A 22,505-nucleotide genomic window follows, 5' to 3' on the forward strand; every position below is an offset into this window, starting at 1 on the left:
CGACCCTGCTCCGAAAGTCGCCGGCTGGGCTGCTGCGAAGCCCACCGGCGCATTTCTCAATACGAACTAACGCGTTAGCGTTGGCCCGGCCACTGCTTAACGGCTGCTAACTCTCCGATTCCGGTTACGGATCCATTCGCTCCAGGAGCCGGCGTACAATTTCGATCCGCCGAGTCCGGCGATTTCCATCGCCAACAGGTTATGGCAGGCGGTTACGCCGGAGCCGCACATATGCACCACTCGCTCTGCCGGAAAAGGCGAAATCAAATCGTTAATTTGTTGGCGTAATTGCTCAGGGGCCAGAAACAGGCCGTTTCGATCCAGATTGGATTGCAACGGCCGGTTAATCGCTCCCGGCACGTGGCCGGCCACCGGGTCGATCGGTTCAACTTGGCCGAGGAAGCGCTCCGGAGTTCTGGCGTCGACCAAGATTATGCTGCGGCTCGCCAGGCTGGTTTCGATCTGGCTTGCGCCAAGCCATTGCCGGTTATCGAGATAGGCGCGGAACGCGCTGGTGCTGATTTTCGGCAGCGCTGTCGCCGTTGGCAGACCTTGTTTGCGCCAGTGGCCGTAGCCACCGTCGAGCACTGCGACCTGAGTATGGCCCATGCTGCGCAGCAGCCACCACATGCGGCCGGCAAAGGCGCCGCCGGCATCGTCGTAGACCACGACTTGGCTGCGGTTGTTAACTCCCCATTTGCCCAATTTTTCGGCGAGCGAATCGAAGTTCGGTAGCGGATGGCGGCCGGTGTAAGCTTGCACCGGGGACGACAAGTCCTTGTTCAAGTCGGCGTAGACTGCGCCGGGAATATGACCCGACCGGTAGGATTTAAAGCCGGCGGCGCTATCGGCCAGCGAGAAACGGCAATCGAATATCCGCCAATTCGGATTGTCGAGATTGGCCGCCAAAGTGGCGGCGGAAACCAGCGTGGTGTAAGTCATGCTCATAGCTCCAAAATGATTTTTCCGATGTGTTGGCTGCTTTCCATCAGCCGGTGGGCGCGGTCGGCCTCGCCTAGCGGAAAGACTGAATCTATCACGGGTTTGATTTGGCCGGATTCCAGCAATGGCCAGACTTTATCGCGCAATTGCCCGGTAATGTTGGCTTTGAACTCGTCGCTACGGGAGCGTAAGGTCGAACCGGCCAGTGTCAGACGTTTCATCAACAGCGCGGCCAAATTGATTTCAGCCTTGCCGCCGTGCTGAATCCCGATTTGCAACAAGCGGCCGTCAATCGCCAAGCTCTTCAAGTTACGCGGCAGATAATCGCCGCCCACCATGTCCAGAAGCACGTCGACGCCTTTACCGCCGGTGAAATCCAGCACGGCTTCGACGAAATCCTGTTGCCGGTAATTCACGGCAAGGTCGGCACCCAATTCCAGGCAGCGCCGGCATTTTTCGTCGCTGCCGGCTGTCGTGACGACGCGGCTACCGAAGGCTTTTGCCAGCTGGATCGCCGTGGTGCCGATGCCGCTGGTGCCGCCATGTACCAATAGCGATTCGCCGGCTTGCAATCCGGCCCGGTCGAAAACGTTGCTCCAAACCGTGAAAAACGTCTCCGGCAGTGCGGCGGCCTCGATAAAGCTGAATTCGCGCGGTATCGGCAGGCTACAGCAGGCACTGGCCAGGCAATATTCGGCATAACCGCCGCCGGTGACCAGGGCGCAGACCGGATCGCCGACACTAAACCCGGTTACTGCGCTGCCGATTTCGGCTACAGTGCCGGCAACTTCCAGACCCAGGATGGGGGAGGCGTCCGGCGGCGGCGGATATAGGCCCTGGCGCTGCACCAGATCCGGCCGGTTGATGCCGGCGGCTTTGGTGTGGATCAGAATTTGATTCTCGCGCGGAGACGGTTGCGGCCAGTCCTTGACGACGAGTTCTGTGGTATCGGCGTTGGTTTGAAGCTGAACGGCGCGCATGATGTTAAGGATTGCTGGAGTAGTGTCGTATTATATGCGGCCAAATTTAGCAGAAGTATAGTTTCCACGAGAGAACCCATGGTACGAGCAGGTATTGTCGGCGGTACGGGATACACCGGCGTCGAGTTATTAAGAATTTTGGTGTTGCATCCGCAGGTGGATGTCACAGTCGTCACCTCCCGCGCCGATGCCGGGTCGAGGGTGGATCAGTTGTATCCCAGTTTGCGAGGGTATTGCGATTTGCAATTCAGTCCGCCGGAACTGAAGTATTTGCAGGAATGCGACGTGGTATTCTTCGCGACCCCGAACGGCACGGCCATGTTGATGGCGGCAGCGTTGCTGGAACGGGGTGTCAAAGTCATCGATCTATCCGCCGATTTCCGGATTAAAGACCCGGCCGAATGGGAGAAATGGTACGGCATGCAACACGCCAGTCCGAGTTTGATCGATGAGGCCGTGTACGGTTTACCGGAGGTAAACCGGGAGCAGATCAAGCAGGCGCGCTTGATTGCCTGTCCCGGCTGTTACCCGACTGCTGTGCAATTGGGTTTTTTGCCTTTGCTGGAAGCTGGGATTGTAGATGCGAACGGATTGGTGGCGGATGTCAAATCCGGCGTCAGCGGTGCCGGGCGCAAGGCGGAAATATCGTCGTTAATGAGCGAAGCCGGCGAAAGTTTCAAAGCCTATGCGGTTGCCGGCCATCGCCATTTGCCGGAAATCAGGCAAGGATTGGCGCGTGTCGCAGGCAATGCGGTGGGATTGACCTTCGTGCCGCATTTGACGCCGATGATCCGCGGGATTCACGCCACGCTTTATGCGCGTTTGCATGGTCGCAGTGCCGATTTACAGGGGCTGTTCGAATCACGTTTTCGGGAAGAGCGCTTCGTCGACGTGCTACCCGCCGGTAGTCATGCCGACACCCGTAATGTCCGCGGCAGCAACCGCTGTCAGATTGCAGTACATCAGCCGCAGGGCGGCGATACGGTGGTGGTTTTGTCGGTGATCGACAATTTGGTTAAAGGCGCTTCAGGTCAAGCGGTGCAAAACATGAATCTAATGTTTGGTTTGGCTGAAGCAGCTGGTCTTGAAACGGTTGCGCTTTATCCTTGAGTTTAGATAAAGTTGAGCAATAAAAAACCGCCTGCCGGACAATCCGGACAGGCGGTTTGTTTTTAATTGAGAGCCTGCAGCTGCTTAAGCGGTGAGGGTTCGCTTTTTGCTGTTGATCCGCCAGCCAAATATGCCGCTTGCCAACAGTAACAAGCTGGTAGGTTCCGGAACGCTGGCGCCAGGGCCTGGGGAGGTGCTGGCAGTAGTGCCGACCAAAGACGCTAATTTGAAATAGTCGTTGCTATTGGTGAGCTCGGTCGATGGATCGCCTTTGCCGGTACCCCAAGTGCTGCTATAAGCGCTAATCAACCAGAAACTGGATGACAGGTTGTTAGGGTTGATGTCTTCCACAACATTTTGAGCCGTATTGTAGCTACCGACAAATTCCCAGCCGCGAGCGAGCAAATCTGAAATTTTTTCGTTGCTAATGTCTCTATCGGTTGGCAGTGCATTGTTTGTCAGCGTTCCAGTGTATCTCAGGACCGAGATGTCTGAATCGTAGCCGGAAGTCACCGATGGCCAGCCTATCGTTAATTTATCTAAAATTGTGTCGGAGTCGAACCGAAAAAGCAGTGCTTCGATATTGCCTACGTTGTCGGTTGCGTGCTCAGGCGAGGTTGTGCTTTCGCCGCTGGTTGTTACACCTAGTCCACCGGAATATTTTCCCACGGTCGCGGAAGCAAAAGTCGAAGTCGCACTGGTTCCTACCGAATAAGCGTTGATGCTTGTGATACCTGCGGGTGTCGCCCCCCCGAGGGTCCATGTTGTGGCGTTTGCCGCAAACGGTGTCAACAGCAGTGTTGTGATAGCCAAATATTTCCGGATCATAGAGTCCTCGCAATTTTTTGAATTCATTTTCTTCCGTTATTGTCTGTGCCGGTCTGGAAATAACAATTGTACTATCGGCCATAGAGCAAAACGCTTTTGTCGAAATTTGACAAGCATATATTGGGCCATTATTTAATTTTGTTTAAATTCATATTGTTACGGTTAAGGCTCGCTGAGTGGGTATAGATATTGTAAAAAAACACGACAGACTTTACCCGTCCGAATTTCAGCGCAGCTTGTCCAATAAAGCCTTGGCTTGCTCGTGCCCGTTGAACGCCGTATTGGCTTTCAGTGCTTCTTCTAGTTCTTGTCTGGCTTCTTCCCGACGTTGCATTTGATTTAATGCGACGGCGATGTGATAACGGATCTCGGGGTCGTGCGATTGCAGCGAATGTGCGTTGCGCAGGTAGTGCAAGCCTTGTTCGGCTTGGCCTGCGTTGACTAGAATCCAACCCAAAGTATCGTTGGTCGCCGCCTGGTCGGGAGCCAGTTTATGGGCTTGTTCGGCTAAAGAAAGTGCTTTGTTGTTGCCGACATTCAAATAAACATAGGCGAGGTTGTTTAAGAATTGCGGTTCGCTCGGGAACTGCTTGAGCAACAGATCGTAATATTTTTCGGCTTCTTTGAAATTCCCGTTTTTTAATAATTCGCTGGCCAAGGCTGCCATCGGTGGGTAGTCTTGGGGATGTTTTTTCACCCATTGTTCCAATAAATTGAAGGCTTTATCCGGCTGGTTGGTTTTCTGCATGCTTTCGAAAAGCTGCATCAACGACGTGGTATCAGGTTCCAGTTCGAACGCCGTTTGATAGTGGCTGTTGGCCAAGCTGAAATTATTGTCGTGGACTGCAATGTCACCTAATAATTGGTGTGGAAAGGCCCGTTTGGGGTAGCGTTTCAGTAGGCTCTCGGCCCGGCTTGCGGCAAATACCGGCTTGCCGTGGTTGAGTTCCATTTCGGCCAGGGCAATCTGCGATGGAATATGATCTTCATCGACTAATACCGCTTTTTTTAAGGTCTTGATGGCTTCGAAATAGTCGCCGGCATCGATTTGGTAACGAGCCGCCTTGTAAAGCTGTTTGACGTTGAAGCGGGCTTGGTCGGCCATGCGGATAAAAACGCCCAAGGCCTTTTCTCGATTGTTGTTGGCCAAGTAACTGCGCGCCAGCGCATCGATCACCTGCAGATTATTCTTATCGATCACTTCGGCTGCTTGAGCCGCGGCACTGGCTTCAGAAGTTTTGCCCATCTTCAAAAACAAATCGACCGATGCCAGCAGCACGGGGAGCGATTTTGAATCGAGCTTTTTGGCGCGTTCCAGCCAATCGTTGGCAGCATCGAGACGTCCGGCGCTTTGCTCGACTTTGGCCAGTTCCACCAAAATGTCCAGATTATTCGGGTCTTTTTGACTCAAGGCTTGCAGACGTTGTCTGGCTTGATCGAATTTACGTTCGCCAACGTCGAGTTTGCTCAAGTTAATTTGAGCGTCGAGAAAATTCGGCTCCGAATCGATGGCCTTTTCGAAGCTCTGTCTGGCCTGCTTGTATTGGCCGTTGGCGACTTGGGTGGTGCCTAGCAAGTTCAGCAGTGTTAAATTTGTCGACGCTCGTTTGTAGAGTGTCTGTGCGATTTGTAAGGCGCTTTCAGAGTCCCCTTGGCTCATTTTCAGTGCCACCAGCGGAATGCCGGCGTCTAAGGAGTCGGGATTGTGCTTATACGCCGTCTCCAAATCTTGGATTGCCGCTTGCTCGTGGCCCATTGCCAGCCGGTTAAGACCGATTTCGGTTTGCAAGTCGCCGTTACCGTCGCTCATGGCGGTGGCTTTGCCGAACATGATGTTAGCCATGTCGTGCTTGCCGGCCTGCATGAAGGCGTTCCCCAACAAGTATGCGAGTCGCTGGTCTTGCGGGTTGCGCATTTGGATCGGGCGGAGCAATTCAATAGCTTGTTCAGGCTCGTTTTTTTTCAGCAGAACGTTCGCTAGCAGTTTATACGGGCCGGATTGCTCGGGGAATTGTTTCACGTATAGTCGAAGGTATTCCGCAGCCAGGTCGAAGCGCTGCAGGCTGTAGTTCACCAAGCCGGAGAGCATCAAGGTCGAGCTATGCGCCGACAGGTATTCCGGTTTGATCGATGCAAGGGTGTCGGCCGCGATGACCAACTCCTTAGCGGCTGCGTCTTTTTGGTTGTTCCGATCCAACAGTACCGCGTTCAGGTAGGCGGCTTTGGGTTCGAACGGGTACTTTTCGCGGACATACTGCAAATCCTGCTTGGCTGGTTCGTCGCGTTTTAAATCCATTAACAGGCCGGCGCGGGCCAGGCGCGTGTCGATATGGTCCGGATTGAGTTCGACCGCTTTGTCGTAAAACTTGAGCGCCTCCTCCAACTCCATATTGGCGTGTTTGATCGAACCCTTCGCGAACCAGGCACCGTGGTCGTTTGGCTGGATTTGCATGGCTTTATCCGCCGCCGCTTCGGCACCTTTCCGGTCGCCGCGTTTCAATAGCGCATTGGCACGGCCGACCGTCGCCGCCACGTAATTCGGATCGATTTGCGCCGCGCTGTCGAATTCGTTCAAGGCTTCGCTGATCTGATTGAGCTGCAAATAAGCGTTTCCGCGGAATACATGTAATGCGGGACGCAACTCGGTGCTAAAGCGTACCGGATCGATTTCCTTAATTAAATCGTTGTAGCGGATTTGATAGGTGTAGAGTTTTGCCAGATTTTCGACGATTAACGCCGGGTCGACGCCGTGTTGTTTGGCGAGATTCAGTTGCACTTCCGCAGCCGATAAGGATTTCTGCTGCAAATAGATATCGCCGAGCAATATATGGGCCGCGACGTAGCGGTCGTTTTGCTGCAAGGCGTTCTTCAAATGGATTACCGCTTCGTCGTTTTTGTGTTCCCTGTAGGCCTGTAAGGCCTGCTCGTAATACTGTCCGGCCAGAATGTCGTCGGCCAGGGCAACTTTTTCCGGGGTCAATCCTGCAACCAGCAGCCATGTGCCCAGGGTAAGACGGTAAGGTAATTGGGATTTGCGCATGAGAAGACCGTTTCCGTTCATTGAGTCCGCATAGAATAGCCGCAAAGCGGATTTGTCTCCAGTTGCGCCGGATTGTCGATTCGATTGCCTGCAGGCTTTGGGACTGGGGATGACCAAACCGGCGGGCGCTGGGCGCTTACTTGCGGTAAGGCCGTCAAAATCTTGGCTTGTGTCTGTAGTGCTTTGTTTTTAAATTAATTTTTATTGTGGTCTGGTTTTTGCTTTTTGGCCGTTAGAGTAATCTGGCGGAATTGCAATGGACACTTTAAGCTTTCAGCAACAACAAAAAGCCGAGCGTTTGACCGACGCTTTTCGGCTATTCAACGAACTTTCCGCGAATTTGACCCATTCTTACCAGGGGCTGGAAGAGCAGATCGCCCAGTTGAACCGGGAGTTGGCCGCCGCCCGCAACGAGCGGCTGCATACCTTGGTCGAGAAAGAGAAGTTGGCTAGCCGCTTGCAGCAAATTCTGGCGGCATTGCCGGCCGCGGTGGTCGTGTTGAACGCCCAGGGCATGGTGATCGACTGCAACAATCATGCAATCGATTTTCTCGGTGAACCGGTGATAGGCCAATTCTGGTCCGAGGTGGTCGGCAGAAGTTTGCAGCCGGTGTTCGAATCGCCGCACGAGCGGCAATTGCGCGACGGCCGCAAAGTCAATATCACTCACAACGTGCTGGGGAACCACGCCGAGCAAGTCATCCTATTGTCCGACGTCAGCGAAATCCGCTCGTTGCAGGAGACCTTGGTTCAGCAGAAGCATCTCAGTGCGATGGGGGAAATGGTGGCCGGTCTGGCGCATCAGGTCCGTACCCCGTTGGCGACCGCGATCTTGTATGCCTCGCAAATGAGTCGGCCTGAAATCGCCGAGGACAAACGTCGGCAATTTTCGGCAAAGATCCTGGAACGTTTGCACTATCTGGAGCGGCAGGTCAACGACATGTTGATTTTCGCCAAACAGGGGCGGATGGCGATGCAGGGTTTCTCGTTAACCACGTTGTTGGCGCATTTGAGCGAAGCGGGCGATGGCTATGCCGGCCAATTGGAGATCGCTAACATGGCCGGCGACCTGGAGTTGTTGGGAAATCAGGATGCCTTGCGCGGCGCGCTGTTGAATTTGATCAACAACGCTGCGGAGGCGGGCGCTCAAAAAATCCGGCTGCGGGCGATGGCCGGTGTCGGCGGCATCGACATCAGTGTCAGCGATGACGGCCCCGGTATTCCTCCCGACCAGCGGGCCAAATTATTCGAGCCTTTTTTTACCACCAAATCCAACGGCACCGGCCTGGGCCTGGCGGTCGTGGATAGTGTTGCCAGGGCCCACGGCGGAAGCGTGTGTTGCCGTTCCGAGCCTGGAAACGGCACCTGTTTTACGTTGACCTTGCCGTGTCACAACCACTATGCGTTAAGCCTTTCAGCGGGCGCCAATAATATGGAGATCAACCATGAAGCAGTATGATGTTCTGGTCGTAGAAGACGACGTCGCGCTCTGCGAAGCCTTGTGCGACACTCTGGAAATAGAAGGTTACCGCGTGGTTTCCGCCAAAAACGGCACTGAAGCGCTCAGCCAATTGGCTAAACATGCCGTGCGTTTGGTGGTTAGCGACGTGCAGATGCCGGTCATGGACGGTATTCAGTTGCTGCAGAATATTCAGCAAAAATTCGCTGAAACCCCGGTCTTGTTGATGACGGCTTATGGCACCATCCCTAAAGCGGTCGAAGCCATGCAAGCCGGTGCGGCCGATTATTTGATCAAACCGTTCGAGGCCACGACCTTGGTCGACAAGGTTGCCGCCTTGGTTGCGCCGATGCCGCAAGTGCCGATCGAGCGTGTGGTCGCCGACGATGCGATGAAAAAGCTGTACGCGCTGGCCGGCAAGGTGGCGAAAACCAATGTGACCATGCTGTTGGAAGGCGAGAGTGGTGTCGGTAAAGAGGTTTTGGCGCGCTACATCCATAAGAATTCCCACTACCATGCCGGGCCTTTCGACGCGATCAACTGTGCGGCGATTCCGGAAAACATGCTGGAAGCAATGCTGTTCGGCTACGAGAAGGGGGCTTTCACCGGCGCGATCCAATCCGCGCCTGGAAAGTTCGAACAGGCGCAGGGCGGTACGCTGTTACTGGACGAGATTTCCGAAATGGACATCGCTCTGCAGGCCAAGTTATTGCGGGTGTTGCAGGAGAAAGAAGTGGAACGTCTGGGCGGCCAACGCAAGATTGCGCTGAACGTCAGAATTTTGGCGACGACCAACCGCAAATTGAAGGAATACGTGCGGGAGGGCCGGTTTCGCGAGGATTTGTATTTCCGTCTCAGCGTGTTTCCGTTGAAGATTCCCGCGCTGCGCGAACGCAGGCAAGATATCGTGCCGTTGGCGCAGCAATTGGTCCAAAAACATACCGCACCGGGGCGGCCGCTGTGTCGTTTCGATGAGGCCGCGCTGGACAAGTTATGCCGATACGCTTGGCCCGGTAACGTGCGCGAATTGGAAAACGTCGTGCAGCGTGCCTTGATTTTGCAAAATAACGGTGTCATCGGCGCCGATGAGCTAATTTTGGATGACGAGGCCGCAGTTTTGCCGGCCCAGCCTGCCGCCGGGCAAACTATTGCCATAGAATCCTGGCCCTACGATGCGGCTATCGATATCAACGAAGCCGGCAGTCTGAACGATGGCGTGCGCTCCGCCGAAGAAAAGATTATTTTGCAAATGTTGCGGGATGTCAGCGGCAGCCGGAAGGCCACGGCGGCCAAGCTGGGTATCAGTCCGCGCACCTTACGCTACAAAATTGCGCGAATGAAAGAAGCCGGGGTGGCAGTGCCTGGTTAGTCATGTTGGCCTGAAAAATGCTTGCCAACCGGTAGGCAACTTATAAAGAGTCAATATCATGTCAGACATCAACGTCAACCAAGTCCTGGCCCAAATGCGGGCCATGTCTATCGAGGCCGGCGGCAAAGCGCAACCGGCCGATACCAGCGGCGATTTCGCCGCGATGTTGAAACAATCCATCGATTCGGTAAGCCAGACCCAGCAGACCGCCAATAATTTGGCGAAGTCGTTCGAAATGGGCCAGAGCGATGTCAGCTTGGCCGAGGTGATGATTGCATCCCAAAAAGCCAGCGTCTCATTTCAAGCCATGTTGCAAGTCCGCAATAAGCTGGTCGACGCTTATAAAGACGTCATGGGCATGTCGATTTAGGTTAACGGAAGTCGGCCATGAGCGAGTTGGACAGAAATCTACCGATGGATTCGCGGTCTCAAGAGGCCGCCGAGACCAGTAAGATGCAACAGGCGCTGACCGGCCTGAGCAAGTTGCCGGTATCGCGCCAAGTCGGTTTGATGCTGGGATTGGCTCTGAGCGTGGCCATCGGCGTTGCGGTGGTGCTGTGGTCGCAAGCGCCGGCTTACGATTTGCTGTTCGCCAGCGTTGCGGAAAAGGACTCGGCGGAAATACTCGATACGCTGACGAAGATGGGCGTCGACTACAAAGTCGAGACCGGTTCCGGAGCCATCATGGTGCCGGCCGACAAAGTCAGGGAAATGAAATTGAAACTCGCGGCGCAAGGCCTGCCGCGCAGCGCCAGCCTGGGTTACGAGCTGCTGGACAAGGACAACGGTTTCGGCGCCAGCAAAAGCGTCGAACAAATGCGCTTTCAACGCGCCTTGGAAGGCGAGATTGCCCTGACCATTCAAACCATTCAAAACGTCAAGGCCGCTAAAGTGTTATTGGCAATCCCGGTGCAATCGGTGTTTGTCCGCGAGCGGAAAAAACCCAGCGCATCGGTGGTCGTGGAACTTTACCAAGGCCGGACGCTGGAAAAAGAACAGATCGAATCAATCATCCATTTGGTCGCGTCCAGCGTGCCGCTGATGGAAGCCAGTCAAGTCACGGTGGTGGATCAGAAGGGTCGCCTGCTGAACAGCAAAGAGGCCGGGGAAGATATCACGCTGTCCGGCAAGCAATTCGAGTACAAGAAAAATATCGAAGAACACTTGCGCGAACGCATCGAAAACATCCTGACGCCTTTGGTGGGCGGAGACGGCATGCGCGCGCAAATCTCGGCCGACGTGGATTTTACCGTCACCGAAAAAACCCAGGAAATGTTCAACCCCGATCTGCCGGCCTTGCGCAGCGAACAAACTCAGGAAGAAACCAATTCTTCGTCTAAAGTTCAAGGTGTGCCCGGCGCGCTTTCCAACCAGCCGCCGCCGACCGGCGTGGCTCCGGAGGTGGCGAGCGGCCAGGAAAAAACCGCAGCCGGCGAATCCGGTGCGGCCAGCAAGTCGGCTACACGGAATTACGAGCTGGATAAAACCATTACCCATACCCGTTTGGCGACCGGTGCGCTACGCCGGCTGTCGGTCGCGGTGGTGGTCGACGACAAAAAATTGGTACAAACCGACGGCAAGGTCACGCAACAACCCTATTCGCAGGAAGATTTGAATCAGCTCCGCGATTTGGTCAAGCAGGCGGTGGGCTACGACAACAGCCGCGGCGACCAAGTCACCGTGACGAACGTGGCCTTTAAATTGCCGGACGCATTGGAAGAACTGCCTTCGGAGCCGATTTGGGATCAGCCGTGGTTCGCCAGCGCGATGAAACAATTGGGGGCGGTGTTGGTGGTGTTACTGTTGATCATGGGCGTGCTGCGGCCGGTATTCAAAGGTTTGATCACCAAGGAAGAACAGTTGCTGGCCTTGGAAGAGGCGCGGGCGATTGCCGAAGCGACCGGTGGCGTGGTGCGCTTTGATGAAGAAGGGCGGCCGGTAGCGGTTCCGGTGGAAGTCGATCGGGAAACCGGCGAAATTCACGCCTTGCCGAGTGCGATGGAAGATTTGCTGCTGCTGGAAGCGCCGCAAAGCTACGAAAAACGTCTGGAGTATGTACAAAAAATGATCGACGAAGACCCGAAACTGGTCGCGCAGGTCATCAAAACCTGGTTGAAAGACGATGGCTGAGGACGACAGATATAGCAAGGCGCAACGCGCTTCGTTGCTGCTACTGGCAGTCGGCCAGGACCGGGCGGCGGCGGTATTGCGCCACATGGGGCCGAAGGAAGTGCAGCTGGTCGGCTCGACCATGGCGCAACTGGGTTCTATTACCTCCGGCGTGATCGATCAAGTGCTGGAAGAATTCATTATCGAAATCAAGAACGAAACCGGTTTGGGCTTGGACTCGGACGAGTACATTCGCAATATGCTGACCAATGCTTTGGGCGCGGACAAGGCCGGCAGTATCATCGATCGTATCCTGCTCGGCGCCAACAGCAAGGGTATCGAGCAGTTGAAGTGGATGGACACCCGGGCGATCGCCGATTTGATCCGGCTGGAGCATCCGCAGATCATTTCCATCATTCTGTCCTTATTGGACCCCGACCAGGCCGCCGACGTGTTGACGCTGCTGCCGGAGAACATGCGGTCCGACCTGCTGATGCGGATCGCCACGCTGGAAGGCGTGCAGCCGGCCGCCTTGCGCGAGTTGGACGATATCATGGAAAAACAATTGACCGGCAGCGACGGCGTCAAGTCATCGCAAATCGGCGGTATCGACGCTGCGGCCAATATCCTCAACTTCATCGAAAGCGCTATCAGCGATCCGATGATGCAGAACATCAACGAAGTCAATGCCGACTTGGGGCAACGCATCCAAGACAAGATGTTCGTGTTCGGCGATCTGATCAACGTCGACGACCGCGGTATACAAACCTTGTTGCGCGAAGTATCCACCGATCAACTGTTGTTGGCCTTGCGCGGTGTCGACGCCGCACTGCGCGACAAAGTTTTCGCCAACATGTCGCGGCGCGCGGCGGAAATGTTGCGCGACGATTTGGAAGCGGCGCCGCCGGCTCGGCTCAGCGAAGTCGAAGCCGCCCAAAAAGATATTTTGGCTATCGCCAAACGTCTGTCGGATGCCGGCGAATTGAGTCTGGGCGGCGGTGGCGGCGGTGATGAATTCGTCTAAGACGCCGCGGTTTTCCGAAGACGAACTGCAGGCCTTGAATCCCTGGACCGGGCTGCAGGATTTTAAGGCGCCGCCTCATTCCGAACCGGTGGAACTGGAGCAGGCGACCGAAATCCTGACGGTGGAACAGATCGAGGAGATTCAGAAGCAGGCCTACGATGAAGCCTTCGAGCAAGGCCGGCAGCAAGGTTTTGCCGAGGGCAGGGCCGAAGGCCTGGAGATCGGCCGTAAGCAAGGTTATGAAGAAAGTTTGCACTTGCTGCAAAAACAGGCAGCCGAATTGGCCGGATTGCTGGACGCCTTGAGCGAACCGTTCAAACAGCTCGACGAGGCGATAGAGCAAGAGTTGGTCAGACTGGCGATTGCGATTGCCAGCCAGCTGATCCGCCGTGAGTTGAAGTCAGAGCCGGGCGAAATCGTTGCCGTGGTCAGGGAGGCGATTAAGGTCTTGCCCTTGGCTTCGCAGAAGGTCACCGTCAATTTGCACCCGGAGGACGCGGCTTTGGTCCGTAGCGCCTTGAAACTCGACGAAAGCATGCCGCCCTGGCGGTTGCAGGAAGATCCGTTGCTGAGTCGGGGTGGCTGTGTCGTCGAAACCGAAGTCTCCAGGGTCGATGCCAGCGTCGAGAGCCGGATGGCGGCCGTTATTGCGAATGTGCTGGGCGGGGACCGGCGCGAGGACGCCGAGAAATGATAGTCAGCGCCGACCGTGCCGAACTGTGGTTGGCCCGGCTGCGGCCTTACCGGCAACGTCTGCATGAGCCGCTGGAAATGGTGGTCGAGGGTAAATTGTCGCGCATGGTGGGTTTGACGCTGGAGGCCGAGGGTTGCCGTGCGGCGATAGGTTCGTTGTGTCAAGTCGTCACCAAGTCGGGCAAAATCATCGCTGCCGAGGTGGTCGGTTTCAGCGGCGCGCATATTTACCTGATGCCGACCGGCGATACGCATGGCCTCGAGCCCGGTTGCCGGGTAATCCCAATGGGCAAAAATAGTCTGGCGCGGGTTGGTTTCGGTTTGCTGGGGCGGGTTTTGGACGGGGCCGGCAATCCGTTGGACAGCAAAGGCGCGTTGGATACCGACGCCAAGGTGTCTTTGGCCGGTACGCCGATTAATCCGTTAACCCGAAAACCGATTCGCGAAGCATTGGATGTCGGCGTCAGAGCCATCAATGCCGTTCTCAGCGTCGGCCGTGGCCAGCGTATGGGCTTGTTCGCCGGTACCGGGGTCGGTAAGAGCGTGTTGTTGGGGATGATGACCAAGTTTACCAACGCCGATGTCGTTGTGGTCGGCCTGATCGGTGAACGCGGTCGCGAGGTCAACGAATTCGTCCTGAAAATTCTGGGCGAGGAAGGCCTGCGCCGGGCTGTGGTGGTGGCGTCGCCGGCCGACGATTCGCCATTGATGCGGATGCACGGCGCGATGCTGGCCACCAGTATTGCGGAGTATTTTCGCGACCAGGGTCTGGACGTCTTACTGTTGATGGATTCCTTGACCCGCTACGCCCAGGCTTATCGGGAGATTGCCTTGGCAATCAACGAGCCGCCGGCCACCAAGGGTTATCCGCCGTCGGTATTTGCCAAATTACCGCAATTGGTGGAACGGGCCGGAAACGGTGACGTGGGCGGCGGCTCTATTACCGCCTTTTACACGGTACTGGCCGAGGGCGACGATACCAACGACCCGATATCCGATGCTGCGCGCGGCGTTCTGGACGGCCACGTGGTGTTGTCGCGTAGTCTGGCGGAATCCGGCCATTATCCGGCCATCGATATCGAAGCCTCGATCAGCCGGGTAATGCCGGACATCGTCGAGGCAGAACATATGCAGATGGCGCGGGATTTGCGCCGTCTGTATTCCATCTATCAGCAGAACAAGGATTTGATCAGCGTCGGCGCTTACCGTTCCGGTTCCGATCCGCGGATCGATCAGGCGGTGGCGAAGAACGCGGCGATCATGGATTTTCTGCAACAAAGCATGGACGAATCGGTCGACCTCAGCCGCAGCATCAGCGAGCTGGCGCAATTGTTGGCAAGCTGATGAAAAAGTCGCAGCGCTTGAATGTGGTGATCGAATTGCACGCCCGTCAGGAGCAGGATGCGTTGGCGGCATTGGGGGGTGTTCAGCAGCGTTTGCGCGAGCAGCAAGCCCAGCTGGACAGCCTGCTAAATTACCGGGTGGAGTATTTGCACAATTTCGCCGTCCGTCAACAAAGTGGAATACCGGTCAGCCAACTCATGGAATTCAGAGCCTTTTCGGAAAAATTGGACAGTGCAATCGATAGCCAAAGGCAAGCGGTTGCGCAGCAAGAACGCGAAGTCCAGCGCGCGCGCAAGCACTGGGAGGATTCCCGGCAGCGAACCAAAAGTTTGCGAAAAGTTAGCGAGCTGGCCTTGGCGGAAGAGATAAAAAACGAACAAAAACGCGAACAGGCCGAGCAAGACGATCGGGCTGCGCGCACGGTAAACGGTAATGGCACGGGACCTGCTTAACCGTAGCAAACTGACAGGAGAATGGTTATGAATATACAAAGCTCGAATCCGCTGTCTTTGTTGTCCGGTTCCGACCCGACGGCCGGTCTTGGTGCTGGAATGCTGGGCGACGGCGTCAACGCGGGGCTGTTTTCCGCGACATTCCTGGAACAATTGGCCCAGTTGCAGACTAGCCTGGCGAATAGTGCGGGCGGCAGCGGCGGAGAATTGGCGAATTTGCAGCAACTCAGCGGTATAAATGCCGAGAATTTGACCGGCCGCGACCTGCAAAAAGTTGCCGCTATGTTCGGCAATAGCGTGCCGACCGCGGCCAAACTTGACCAGGATATCGATCTGGACGATACGATGGCGGCATTAGCCGACGTGCTACAGTATTTACAGAGCCTGGACAGCGTGCCGGCAACCCCGCCTACCACTTCGGCAACAGTTGGCGCCGTTCAAGACGATCAGAATGCGGAAGAAGCAGATGCCGTTCTGGCGGCAGCGCAGGCCGCGGCGGCGCTGGCGCAGATACAGGCCAATTCTGCGAGCGCCAGCGACACCTCGGCCACCCAAGTTGCCGGAGCGAGCGATCTGTTAAGCAGTGCCGACCCGGTAGGTCAGGCACTGGCGATAGTCGGCAACAACTCGGCCGAAACCGGTGTGAAGACCAAACTGGATGCGGCGTCAGTCTCGGCAAAAAGCGAGTCGCCGGGTCAGCCGGCCGATGCCGGCTTGGCGAAGGCGCTGTCCGGCCAGGACCAAGCCGATCTGCGGCAAGATAGCCCGGAAGATTCCGCTAACGCTTTCGGCAACGAGGCGGATGCGATTGCCGCAAAAAACCAAACGGGCTCGGTTGACAATGGCAAACATTTTGCAGCGATGGCGGCCGATATTGCCCAGTTGTCGAAGTCGGTCAACTCTGCCGGTCATAGTCCGGCAACGGCTGAAATATCCAAGCATTTGGCTCAGCCGGGCTGGAACGTGGAGCTTGGCGAAAAATTGCTTTGGATGCACAAACAGGATATTCCGTCGGCCGAAATTCGGTTGAACCCCGAACACATGGGGCCTATTTCGATTAAGATCGACGTCAATCAAGACCAGACCAGTGTTTCTTTCACAACGCAGCATGCGGGAGTCAAAGAAGCGATAGAAGCAGCGTTACCGAAGCTGCGGGAAATGTTGGGCGAGCAAAAGCTGGATTTGGCGGACGTTAATGTGTCCCAGCAACATTCCGAACAAAAACAAGGCCGAGAATCCTATCAAATGGCTGGAGACCAGCGCCGGAGCGGCAATCAAGACCCTGATTTCACCGACGCCGGTGCAAACAACACCTCCGCAACCAATATCCTTGACGAAATCGAAGCCGGGCGTGCTATCGCCAGCAACGGCTTGCTCAGTCTGTTCGCCTAGTCCCCGGGCCGGCGTTGTAACAAAAATTGCTTTGCAAAAACAACGCCGGTTTCTATAATGCCCAGCTTTTTGGAGTCTTCCGGCTCCGAATCCTTGCTTCACCGCCTGCCGGCGGGAAGCTTTCAACCCGTAAGGAGAAATCATGCGACATTATGAAATCGTCTTCTTAGTCCATCCTGACCAAAGTGCTCAGGTGCCGGCTATGATTGAACGTTACAAATCCACCGTTGAAGAAGCCTCAGGCAAAATTCACCGTCTGGAAGACTGGGGCCGTAGACATCTGGCCTATCCGATCAAAAAAATTCACAAAGCGCATTACGTGCTGATGAATATCGAATGCGACCAAGCCACTCTGGAAGAACTGGAAGCCGGTTTTCGCTTTAACGACGCCATTTTGCGCAGCCAGACCCTGGCGAAAAAAGAAGCCATCACCGGTCCTTCCGTGATTGCAACCAGCGGCAGCGACGGCCAAAAATCCGCCAGCCGTGCCAAAGGTGACGCCGAAGAAGAAGTCGAAGCCGAAGTCGAAACCAGCGACGAAGCTGAAGTAGCTGCCGATTCAGAGTAACCCAAATTAACGTAGAGAATTTTCATGGCACGTAACAATATCAGACGTAAAAAAGGTTGCCGTTTCAGCGGCGAAGACGCGATCGTGATCGACTACAAAGATCTGGATCTGCTCAGCGAATACATCACCGAAACCGGCAAAATCATTCCGAGCCGGATTACCGGGACTAGCGCGAAATACCAAAGACAGTTGACTGCGGCGATCAAACAAGCCCGTTTTCTGGCTTTGTTGCCGTTTTGCGACGCGCATAAGTAACTGATTCGCAATCCGGAGGAAGGCAGGCGTGCAATTTCTGGCCGCTTTCATCATGAAGGGGAGGGTGCAAGCGATGACCGTTGCATCCAGCTTGGCGTTGCTTTCCCTGTTGTTTCCTCCGATTAGTATCGTAAGTTCGGCCTCGCTAGCGTTGGTCACTTTGCGGCGCGGAGCCGGCGAGGGCATGTACGTCCTGCTGTGTTCCTGCTTGGCGGCCGCGGTGTTGAGCCTGATGTTGCTGGGCAATTATCAGTACGCATTGATGTATGGTCTGGCGTTCTGGCTGCCGGTCTGGTTGATCTCGATCGTCTTGCGCGAGGGCAGACACTTGGTTGTGGCGATAGAAATCGCCGTGTTGCTAGGTTTGGCAGCGGTATTCAGCATTTATGTATTCCAGGAGCAGCCGGCATTGTTTTGGCGGCAAATCCTGGAGTTCATGATTCAGCCGATGTTGAGCGGGCAAACCGATGTTGCCGTCGAACAGATTCGCCAATCGGCTGATACGTTGGCGCACTACATGACTGGTGTCGCCGCGGCGGGTAGCGTTTGCGGCTTGTTGCTGGGCCTGTTTTTGGCCCGGTTTTGGCAGGCCGCGCTCTACAATCCCGGCGGTTTCAGAAGCGAGTTTCTGGCGTTGCGGGCGCATTTGCCGTTCACATTGGCGACACTGGCGCTGGTTGCAGTGGCTTGGTTGAGTCCTGCAGACATCGCGGAGTTCTGCTGGAACGTCTTGCTGGTCATGTTCGTGCTGTATGTCTTTGTCGGTACTGCAGTGCTGCACGCGGCCTTTGCGACCAGCAAGGGCGGTCGGTTCATGGTGCCTTTTCTGTACATCACGTTGATGTTGGTGCCGCACGTGACCGCCGTGGTCATCCTTTGCGGGCTAAGCGATACTTGGCTGGATTTGCGAAACAAATTTAAACCCAATGGAGCGTAACGCTCCCGATTTTTCGACATACGAGTCGAACCAAGAGGTATAAACGATGGAAGTCATTCTTCTGGAAAAAACCGCCAACCTGGGCAACCTGGGCGACAAAGTCACCATCAAACCGGGTTATGGCAGAAACTACCTGATCCCGCAAGGTAAAGCCGTTCAGGCGACCCCGGCTAAAATCAAGGAATTCGAAGAGCGTCGCGCCGAGCTGGAAAAGCAAGCGGCCGAAAAATTGGCGGCTGCCAACGCCCGTGCCGAAGCTCTGAGCAAACTGGCGATTACGATCGCTCACAAAACCGGTGACGAAGGCCGTCTGTTCGGTTCGGTCGGTACGCTGAACATTGCCGACGCCATTAGCGCTGCCGGCGTCAAAGTCGAAAAGCACGAGGTACGTTTGCCGAACGGCGTGATCCGCAATATCGGCGATTACGACATCGCCATCAACCTGCACACCGACGTCGTCGCCACGCTGACGATTAAAGTCGTAGCGGAGTAAGCGCTTGATCATCGTAACCGGTGGTGCCGGCTTCATCGGCAGTAATCTGGTGTTGGGGCTGAACGCCCGCGGTTACGATGATATTTTGGTGGTCGACCATTTAAGCAACGGTATCAAATTTCGGAATCTGGTCGATTGCCGGATTGCCGATTATCTCGACCGAGCCACGTTTCTCGAACGCCTGCAACAAGGCCGATTCCAAGCCGAATCGATAGCCGCGATATTCCATCAGGGCGCCTGTTCCAGTACCACGGAATGGGACGGCCGTTACATGATGGACAACAATTATGAATACAGCAAAACCCTGTTTCATTATTGCCAAAGCCACAAAATTCCATTTATTTACGCATCCAGCGCAGCCACTTACGGCGCCGATCTGACTTTCAAGGAAGAATTGGCCTACGAAGGTCCGCTGAATGTTTACGGTTACTCCAAGTTTCAATTCGACCAGTATCTGCGCCGGCAAACCAAGTTGACGGCGCCAGTAGTCGGGCTGCGCTACTTCAACGTCTACGGCCCGCGCGAGGCGCACAAGGGCAGCATGGCCAGCGTCGCGTTTCATTTGCATAAGCAGATTCAGCAATCGGACGAATTGAAATTATTCGAAGGTTGCGACGGATATGCGGACGGTGAGCAACGCCGCGATTTTGTTTACGTTGGCGATGTTGTCGACGTGAATTTGTGGTTTTTGGACCATCCCGAAGTCAGCGGCATCTTCAACTGCGGTACCGGTCGCAGCCAGACCTTTAACGACGTTGCCAATGCGGTGATTCGCTATCATCAACGCGGCTATATCAAATACATCCCGTTTCCGGAGCATCTGAAAGGCTGTTATCAGAGTTTTACCGAAGCCAATCTGGAAAAACTGCGCGCCGTCGGTTGCCAGCATCGGTTTAAGTCGGTGGAAGAAGGTGTTCAGCTCTACATGGAGTGGCTTAACCGTTAGCGTTAACCGCGCTCGCTGATGCCGAAAATCCTGGTTGCGGCCGCGTTTCAAGCGCGTATGCTTATAACGATAAGCAGAATTACAGCCAAGGAGTTCCCCCAATGTCCCTAGCCTACCGATATATCCGTTGGTTTAATCAACTCAGCATCCAGGATATTCCTTTAGTCGGCGGTAAGAATGCGTCGTTGGGCGAAATGTACCAAGCCTGGGCCGTAGAGGGTATCCGGGTGCCGAACGGTTTCGCGATCACCGCAGACGCCTATCGTTGTCTGTTGGATCAAGCCGACGCTTGGCCCCGCTTGCACGAATTATTGGACGATGTCGATGCCGACGACGTTGCCGATCTGGCCCTTCGCGCCCAGCAAGCCCGCGATTTGGTCTACGCCGCGCCGCTGCCCGCTGATTTGCAGGCCGAGATCCATGCCGCATTTGCCGAGTTGCAGCGCGAATACGGCGCTGACTTGACTGTCGCGGTACGCAGTTCCGCCACCGCGGAGGATCTGCCCAACGCCAGTTTTGCCGGTCAACAGGATACCTATCTGAATATTCGCGGCGGTCACAGCTTGCTGGATGCCTGCAAGCGCTGCTTTGCCAGTCTGTTCACCGACCGCGCCATCCATTACCGCATCGACCAGGGTTTCGACCATTTCAAGGTGGCGCTGTCGATTGGCGTAATGAAAATGGTACGCTCCGATTTGGCCGCCAGCGGCGTGATGTTCTCACTCGATACCGAGTCCGGCTTCCAGGATGCGGTGTTCATTACCGGGGCTTACGGCCTGGGCGAAAACGTGGTGCAAGGTGCGGTGGATCCGGACGAGTTTTATGTGCACAAGCCGACCTTCGCCCAAGGTTACCGCGCGGTGCTGCGGCGCAATCTGGGCGCCAAGAAAATCAAGATGGTTTACAGCGACGGCCGTACTCGCGAGCCGGTGCGCAACATCGCCACCGCCAACGACGAACGCCGCCGCTTTTGCATCGCCGACGCCGAAGTGCTGGAACTGGCCGATTATGCGATCAAGATCGAACGCCATTACGGTCGGCCGATGGACATGGAATGGGCCAAGGACGGCTTGGACGGCCGACTCTACATCGTCCAGGCCCGGCCGGAAACGGTGGCTTCCCAGCGCCGCGGCCACGTACTGGAGCAGTACCGCTTGCTGGGGCAGGGCGCGGTGATCGCCCGCGGCCACGCGGTCGGCAGTAAGATCGCCGCCGGCACCGCCCGGGTCATCGCCAGCGTTGCGCAGTTGTCCAGCTTCAAGCCAGGCGAGGTGCTGGTGGCCGACATGACCACGCCGGATTGGGAACCGGTGATGAAAACTGCCGCCGCCATCGTCACCAATCGCGGCGGCCGCACTTGCCACGCGGCGATTATTGCCCGCGAATTGGGCGTGCCGGCCGTGATCGGCTGCGAGAACGCGACGACGGCGATCGCCAGCGGCGGCGAGGTGACCGTCAGTTGCGCCGAGGGCGACGCCGGTAAGGTCTATCAGGGTCGGGTGAAGTTCGAAGTATTGCATACCGACTTGGCGCAACTGCGGCGGCCGAAAACCAAGATCATGCTGAATCTGGGCAATCCGGAATTGGCCTTCAAGCACAGCTTTTTGCCGAACGACGGCGTCGGTTTGGCACGGATGGAATTCATTATTACCGAATATATCAAGGCGCATCCGCTGGCCTTGATTCATCCGGAGCGGGTTCAGGATGCCGCCGAGTTGGAACAACTCAAGCGTTTGACCGAGGGTTACGAAAGCCCGGAAGAGTTTTTTATCCAGCGCCTGGCCGAAGGCGTGGCGACGATTGCCGCCGCGTTTTATCCCAAGCCGGTGGTGGTGCGGATGTCGGACTTCAAGACCAACGAATACGCCACGTTGTTGGGCGGGCGCTGGTTCGAGCAGGACGAGGCCAATCCGATGATCGGTTTTCGCGGCGCGTCGCGCTACGTGCATCCGGCTTACGCCGAGGGCTTCGCCTTGGAATGCGCGGCGATGAAGCGGGTGCGCGAGACGATGGGTTTGACCAATCTGATATTGATGATCCCGTTTTGCCGGCGCATCGGCGAGGCGGAGCGGGTGTTGGCGGCGATGGCCGGCCACGGCTTGCGGCGCGGCGACAACGGTTTGGAAATCTACGTGATGTGCGAGATTCCCAACAACGTGATTCTGATCGACGAATTTGCCAAACTGTTCGACGGTTTTTCGATCGGCTCCAACGACTTGACCCAATTGACGCTGGGTGTCGATCGCGATTCGGAGATTGTTGCCAACGACTTCGACGAGCGTGACCCCGGCGTCAAGACTATGATCCGGCTGGCGGTGGAAGGCGCCCGGCGCAACGGCCGCCATTCCGGTTTGTGCGGCCAGGCGCCGTCGGATTATCCGGAAATGGCCGAATATCTAGTGGAAATCGGGATCGATTCGATGAGCTTGAATCCTGACACTGTGTTACCCACAACGCAGCGGGTGTTGGAATTGGAACAGTGCTTGGGGCGATAGCCAAGCGGAGATGTCCTGAACGATCATGACGCCGGACCGTTATTATGGGCTGGTTTTTTGCCGGGGCTT

Annotated in this window: 20 protein-coding genes; 16 read left to right on the plus strand and 4 right to left on the minus strand. The window is 55.9% G+C overall.

The window, feature by feature from the left end; all coding sequences use genetic code 11:
* Nucleotides 1-96 precede the first annotated feature (96 nt).
* Nucleotides 97-942 carry a sulfurtransferase gene (locus tag PL263_RS02505; protein ID WP_278211560.1) on the minus strand — a complete coding sequence of 282 codons (846 nt, stop codon included), beginning with the start codon at nucleotides 940-942 and terminating at the stop codon, nucleotides 97-99.
* Nucleotides 943-944: 2 nt separating this feature from the next.
* Nucleotides 945-1,922 (minus strand): NAD(P)H-quinone oxidoreductase, encoded by a 978-nt coding sequence (locus PL263_RS02510; RefSeq protein WP_278211561.1) that lies wholly within the window; start codon nucleotides 1,920-1,922, stop codon nucleotides 945-947.
* Between the two features lie 78 nt (nucleotides 1,923-2,000).
* Here PL263_RS02510 and argC point away from each other — a divergent pair, with 78 nt between their 5' ends.
* Nucleotides 2,001-3,032 (plus strand): N-acetyl-gamma-glutamyl-phosphate reductase, encoded by a 1,032-nt coding sequence (argC, locus tag PL263_RS02515; RefSeq protein ID WP_278211562.1) that lies wholly within the window; start codon nucleotides 2,001-2,003, stop codon nucleotides 3,030-3,032.
* 84 nt (nucleotides 3,033-3,116) lie between these two features.
* Here argC and xdp1 read toward each other — a convergent pair whose 3' ends face one another.
* Together xdp1 and prsT are read right to left on the minus strand one after the other, a co-directional pair.
* Nucleotides 3,117-3,860 (minus strand): exosortase-dependent surface protein XDP1, encoded by a 744-nt coding sequence (xdp1, locus tag PL263_RS02520; RefSeq protein WP_186289583.1) that lies wholly within the window; start codon nucleotides 3,858-3,860, stop codon nucleotides 3,117-3,119.
* A gap of 226 nt (nucleotides 3,861-4,086) precedes the next feature.
* Nucleotides 4,087-6,900: an XrtA/PEP-CTERM system TPR-repeat protein PrsT gene (gene prsT, locus PL263_RS02525; protein WP_278211563.1), complete on the minus strand. Its 2,814-nt coding sequence runs from the start codon at nucleotides 6,898-6,900 to the stop codon at nucleotides 4,087-4,089.
* 256 nt (nucleotides 6,901-7,156) lie between these two features.
* Between prsT and PL263_RS02530 the strand changes: the two genes are divergently transcribed.
* The 15 genes from PL263_RS02530 (at nucleotide 7,157) to ppsA (ending at nucleotide 22,436) form a co-directional block, all read left to right on the plus strand.
* Complete coding sequence (locus PL263_RS02530; RefSeq protein WP_278211564.1) at nucleotides 7,157-8,359, plus strand: ATP-binding protein; 1,203 nt, start codon at nucleotides 7,157-7,159, stop codon at nucleotides 8,357-8,359.
* Nucleotides 8,346-9,728, plus strand: coding sequence for a sigma-54 dependent transcriptional regulator (locus tag PL263_RS02535; protein ID WP_278211565.1), 1,383 nt, complete (start codon nucleotides 8,346-8,348; stop codon nucleotides 9,726-9,728). The genes PL263_RS02530 and PL263_RS02535 overlap by 14 nt, the downstream gene beginning before the upstream one ends.
* A gap of 58 nt (nucleotides 9,729-9,786) precedes the next feature.
* Nucleotides 9,787-10,098 (plus strand): flagellar hook-basal body complex protein FliE, encoded by a 312-nt coding sequence (gene fliE, locus PL263_RS02540; RefSeq protein WP_140912566.1) that lies wholly within the window; start codon nucleotides 9,787-9,789, stop codon nucleotides 10,096-10,098.
* A gap of 17 nt (nucleotides 10,099-10,115) precedes the next feature.
* Nucleotides 10,116-11,858 (plus strand): flagellar basal-body MS-ring/collar protein FliF, encoded by a 1,743-nt coding sequence (fliF, locus tag PL263_RS02545; RefSeq protein WP_278211567.1) that lies wholly within the window; start codon nucleotides 10,116-10,118, stop codon nucleotides 11,856-11,858.
* A complete protein-coding gene (gene fliG, locus PL263_RS02550) occupies nucleotides 11,851-12,861 on the plus strand; it encodes a flagellar motor switch protein FliG (RefSeq protein ID WP_140912568.1) in 1,011 nt (336 codons plus the stop codon). The genes fliF and fliG overlap by 8 nt, the downstream gene beginning before the upstream one ends.
* Nucleotides 12,848-13,555, plus strand: a complete 708-nt coding sequence (locus PL263_RS02555; protein ID WP_140912569.1) for a flagellar assembly protein FliH — start codon at nucleotides 12,848-12,850, stop codon at nucleotides 13,553-13,555. Before fliG ends, PL263_RS02555 begins: the two co-directional genes overlap by 14 nt.
* Nucleotides 13,552-14,898: a flagellar protein export ATPase FliI gene (gene fliI / locus PL263_RS02560; protein ID WP_140912570.1), complete on the plus strand. Its 1,347-nt coding sequence runs from the start codon at nucleotides 13,552-13,554 to the stop codon at nucleotides 14,896-14,898. Before PL263_RS02555 ends, fliI begins: the two co-directional genes overlap by 4 nt.
* Nucleotides 14,898-15,350 carry a flagellar export protein FliJ gene (gene fliJ / locus PL263_RS02565; RefSeq protein WP_278211568.1) on the plus strand — a complete coding sequence of 151 codons (453 nt, stop codon included), beginning with the start codon at nucleotides 14,898-14,900 and terminating at the stop codon, nucleotides 15,348-15,350. The genes fliI and fliJ overlap by 1 nt, the downstream gene beginning before the upstream one ends.
* A gap of 27 nt (nucleotides 15,351-15,377) precedes the next feature.
* Complete coding sequence (locus PL263_RS02570) at nucleotides 15,378-16,742, plus strand: flagellar hook-length control protein FliK (RefSeq protein WP_278211569.1); 1,365 nt, start codon at nucleotides 15,378-15,380, stop codon at nucleotides 16,740-16,742.
* Nucleotides 16,743-16,884: 142 nt separating this feature from the next.
* Nucleotides 16,885-17,310, plus strand: coding sequence for a 30S ribosomal protein S6 (gene rpsF, locus PL263_RS02575; RefSeq protein WP_140912573.1), 426 nt, complete (start codon nucleotides 16,885-16,887; stop codon nucleotides 17,308-17,310).
* A gap of 24 nt (nucleotides 17,311-17,334) precedes the next feature.
* Nucleotides 17,335-17,565 carry a 30S ribosomal protein S18 gene (rpsR, locus tag PL263_RS02580; protein ID WP_054758676.1) on the plus strand — a complete coding sequence of 77 codons (231 nt, stop codon included), beginning with the start codon at nucleotides 17,335-17,337 and terminating at the stop codon, nucleotides 17,563-17,565.
* A gap of 28 nt (nucleotides 17,566-17,593) precedes the next feature.
* Nucleotides 17,594-18,502: a hypothetical protein gene (locus PL263_RS02585; RefSeq protein WP_140912574.1), complete on the plus strand. Its 909-nt coding sequence runs from the start codon at nucleotides 17,594-17,596 to the stop codon at nucleotides 18,500-18,502.
* 46 nt (nucleotides 18,503-18,548) lie between these two features.
* Entirely contained in the window at nucleotides 18,549-18,995 is a 447-nt protein-coding gene (rplI, locus tag PL263_RS02590; RefSeq protein ID WP_140912575.1) for a 50S ribosomal protein L9, read from the plus strand.
* A 4-nt stretch (nucleotides 18,996-18,999) separates the two neighbouring features.
* Nucleotides 19,000-19,941, plus strand: a complete 942-nt coding sequence (gene rfaD, locus PL263_RS02595; protein ID WP_278211570.1) for an ADP-glyceromanno-heptose 6-epimerase — start codon at nucleotides 19,000-19,002, stop codon at nucleotides 19,939-19,941.
* Nucleotides 19,942-20,042: 101 nt separating this feature from the next.
* Entirely contained in the window at nucleotides 20,043-22,436 is a 2,394-nt protein-coding gene (ppsA, locus tag PL263_RS02600) for a phosphoenolpyruvate synthase (RefSeq protein WP_278211571.1), read from the plus strand.
* Nucleotides 22,437-22,505 lie beyond the last annotated feature (69 nt).

This window comes from Methylomonas sp. EFPC3 (assembly GCF_029643245.1).
Classification (GTDB): domain Bacteria; phylum Pseudomonadota; class Gammaproteobacteria; order Methylococcales; family Methylomonadaceae; genus Methylomonas; species Methylomonas koyamae_B.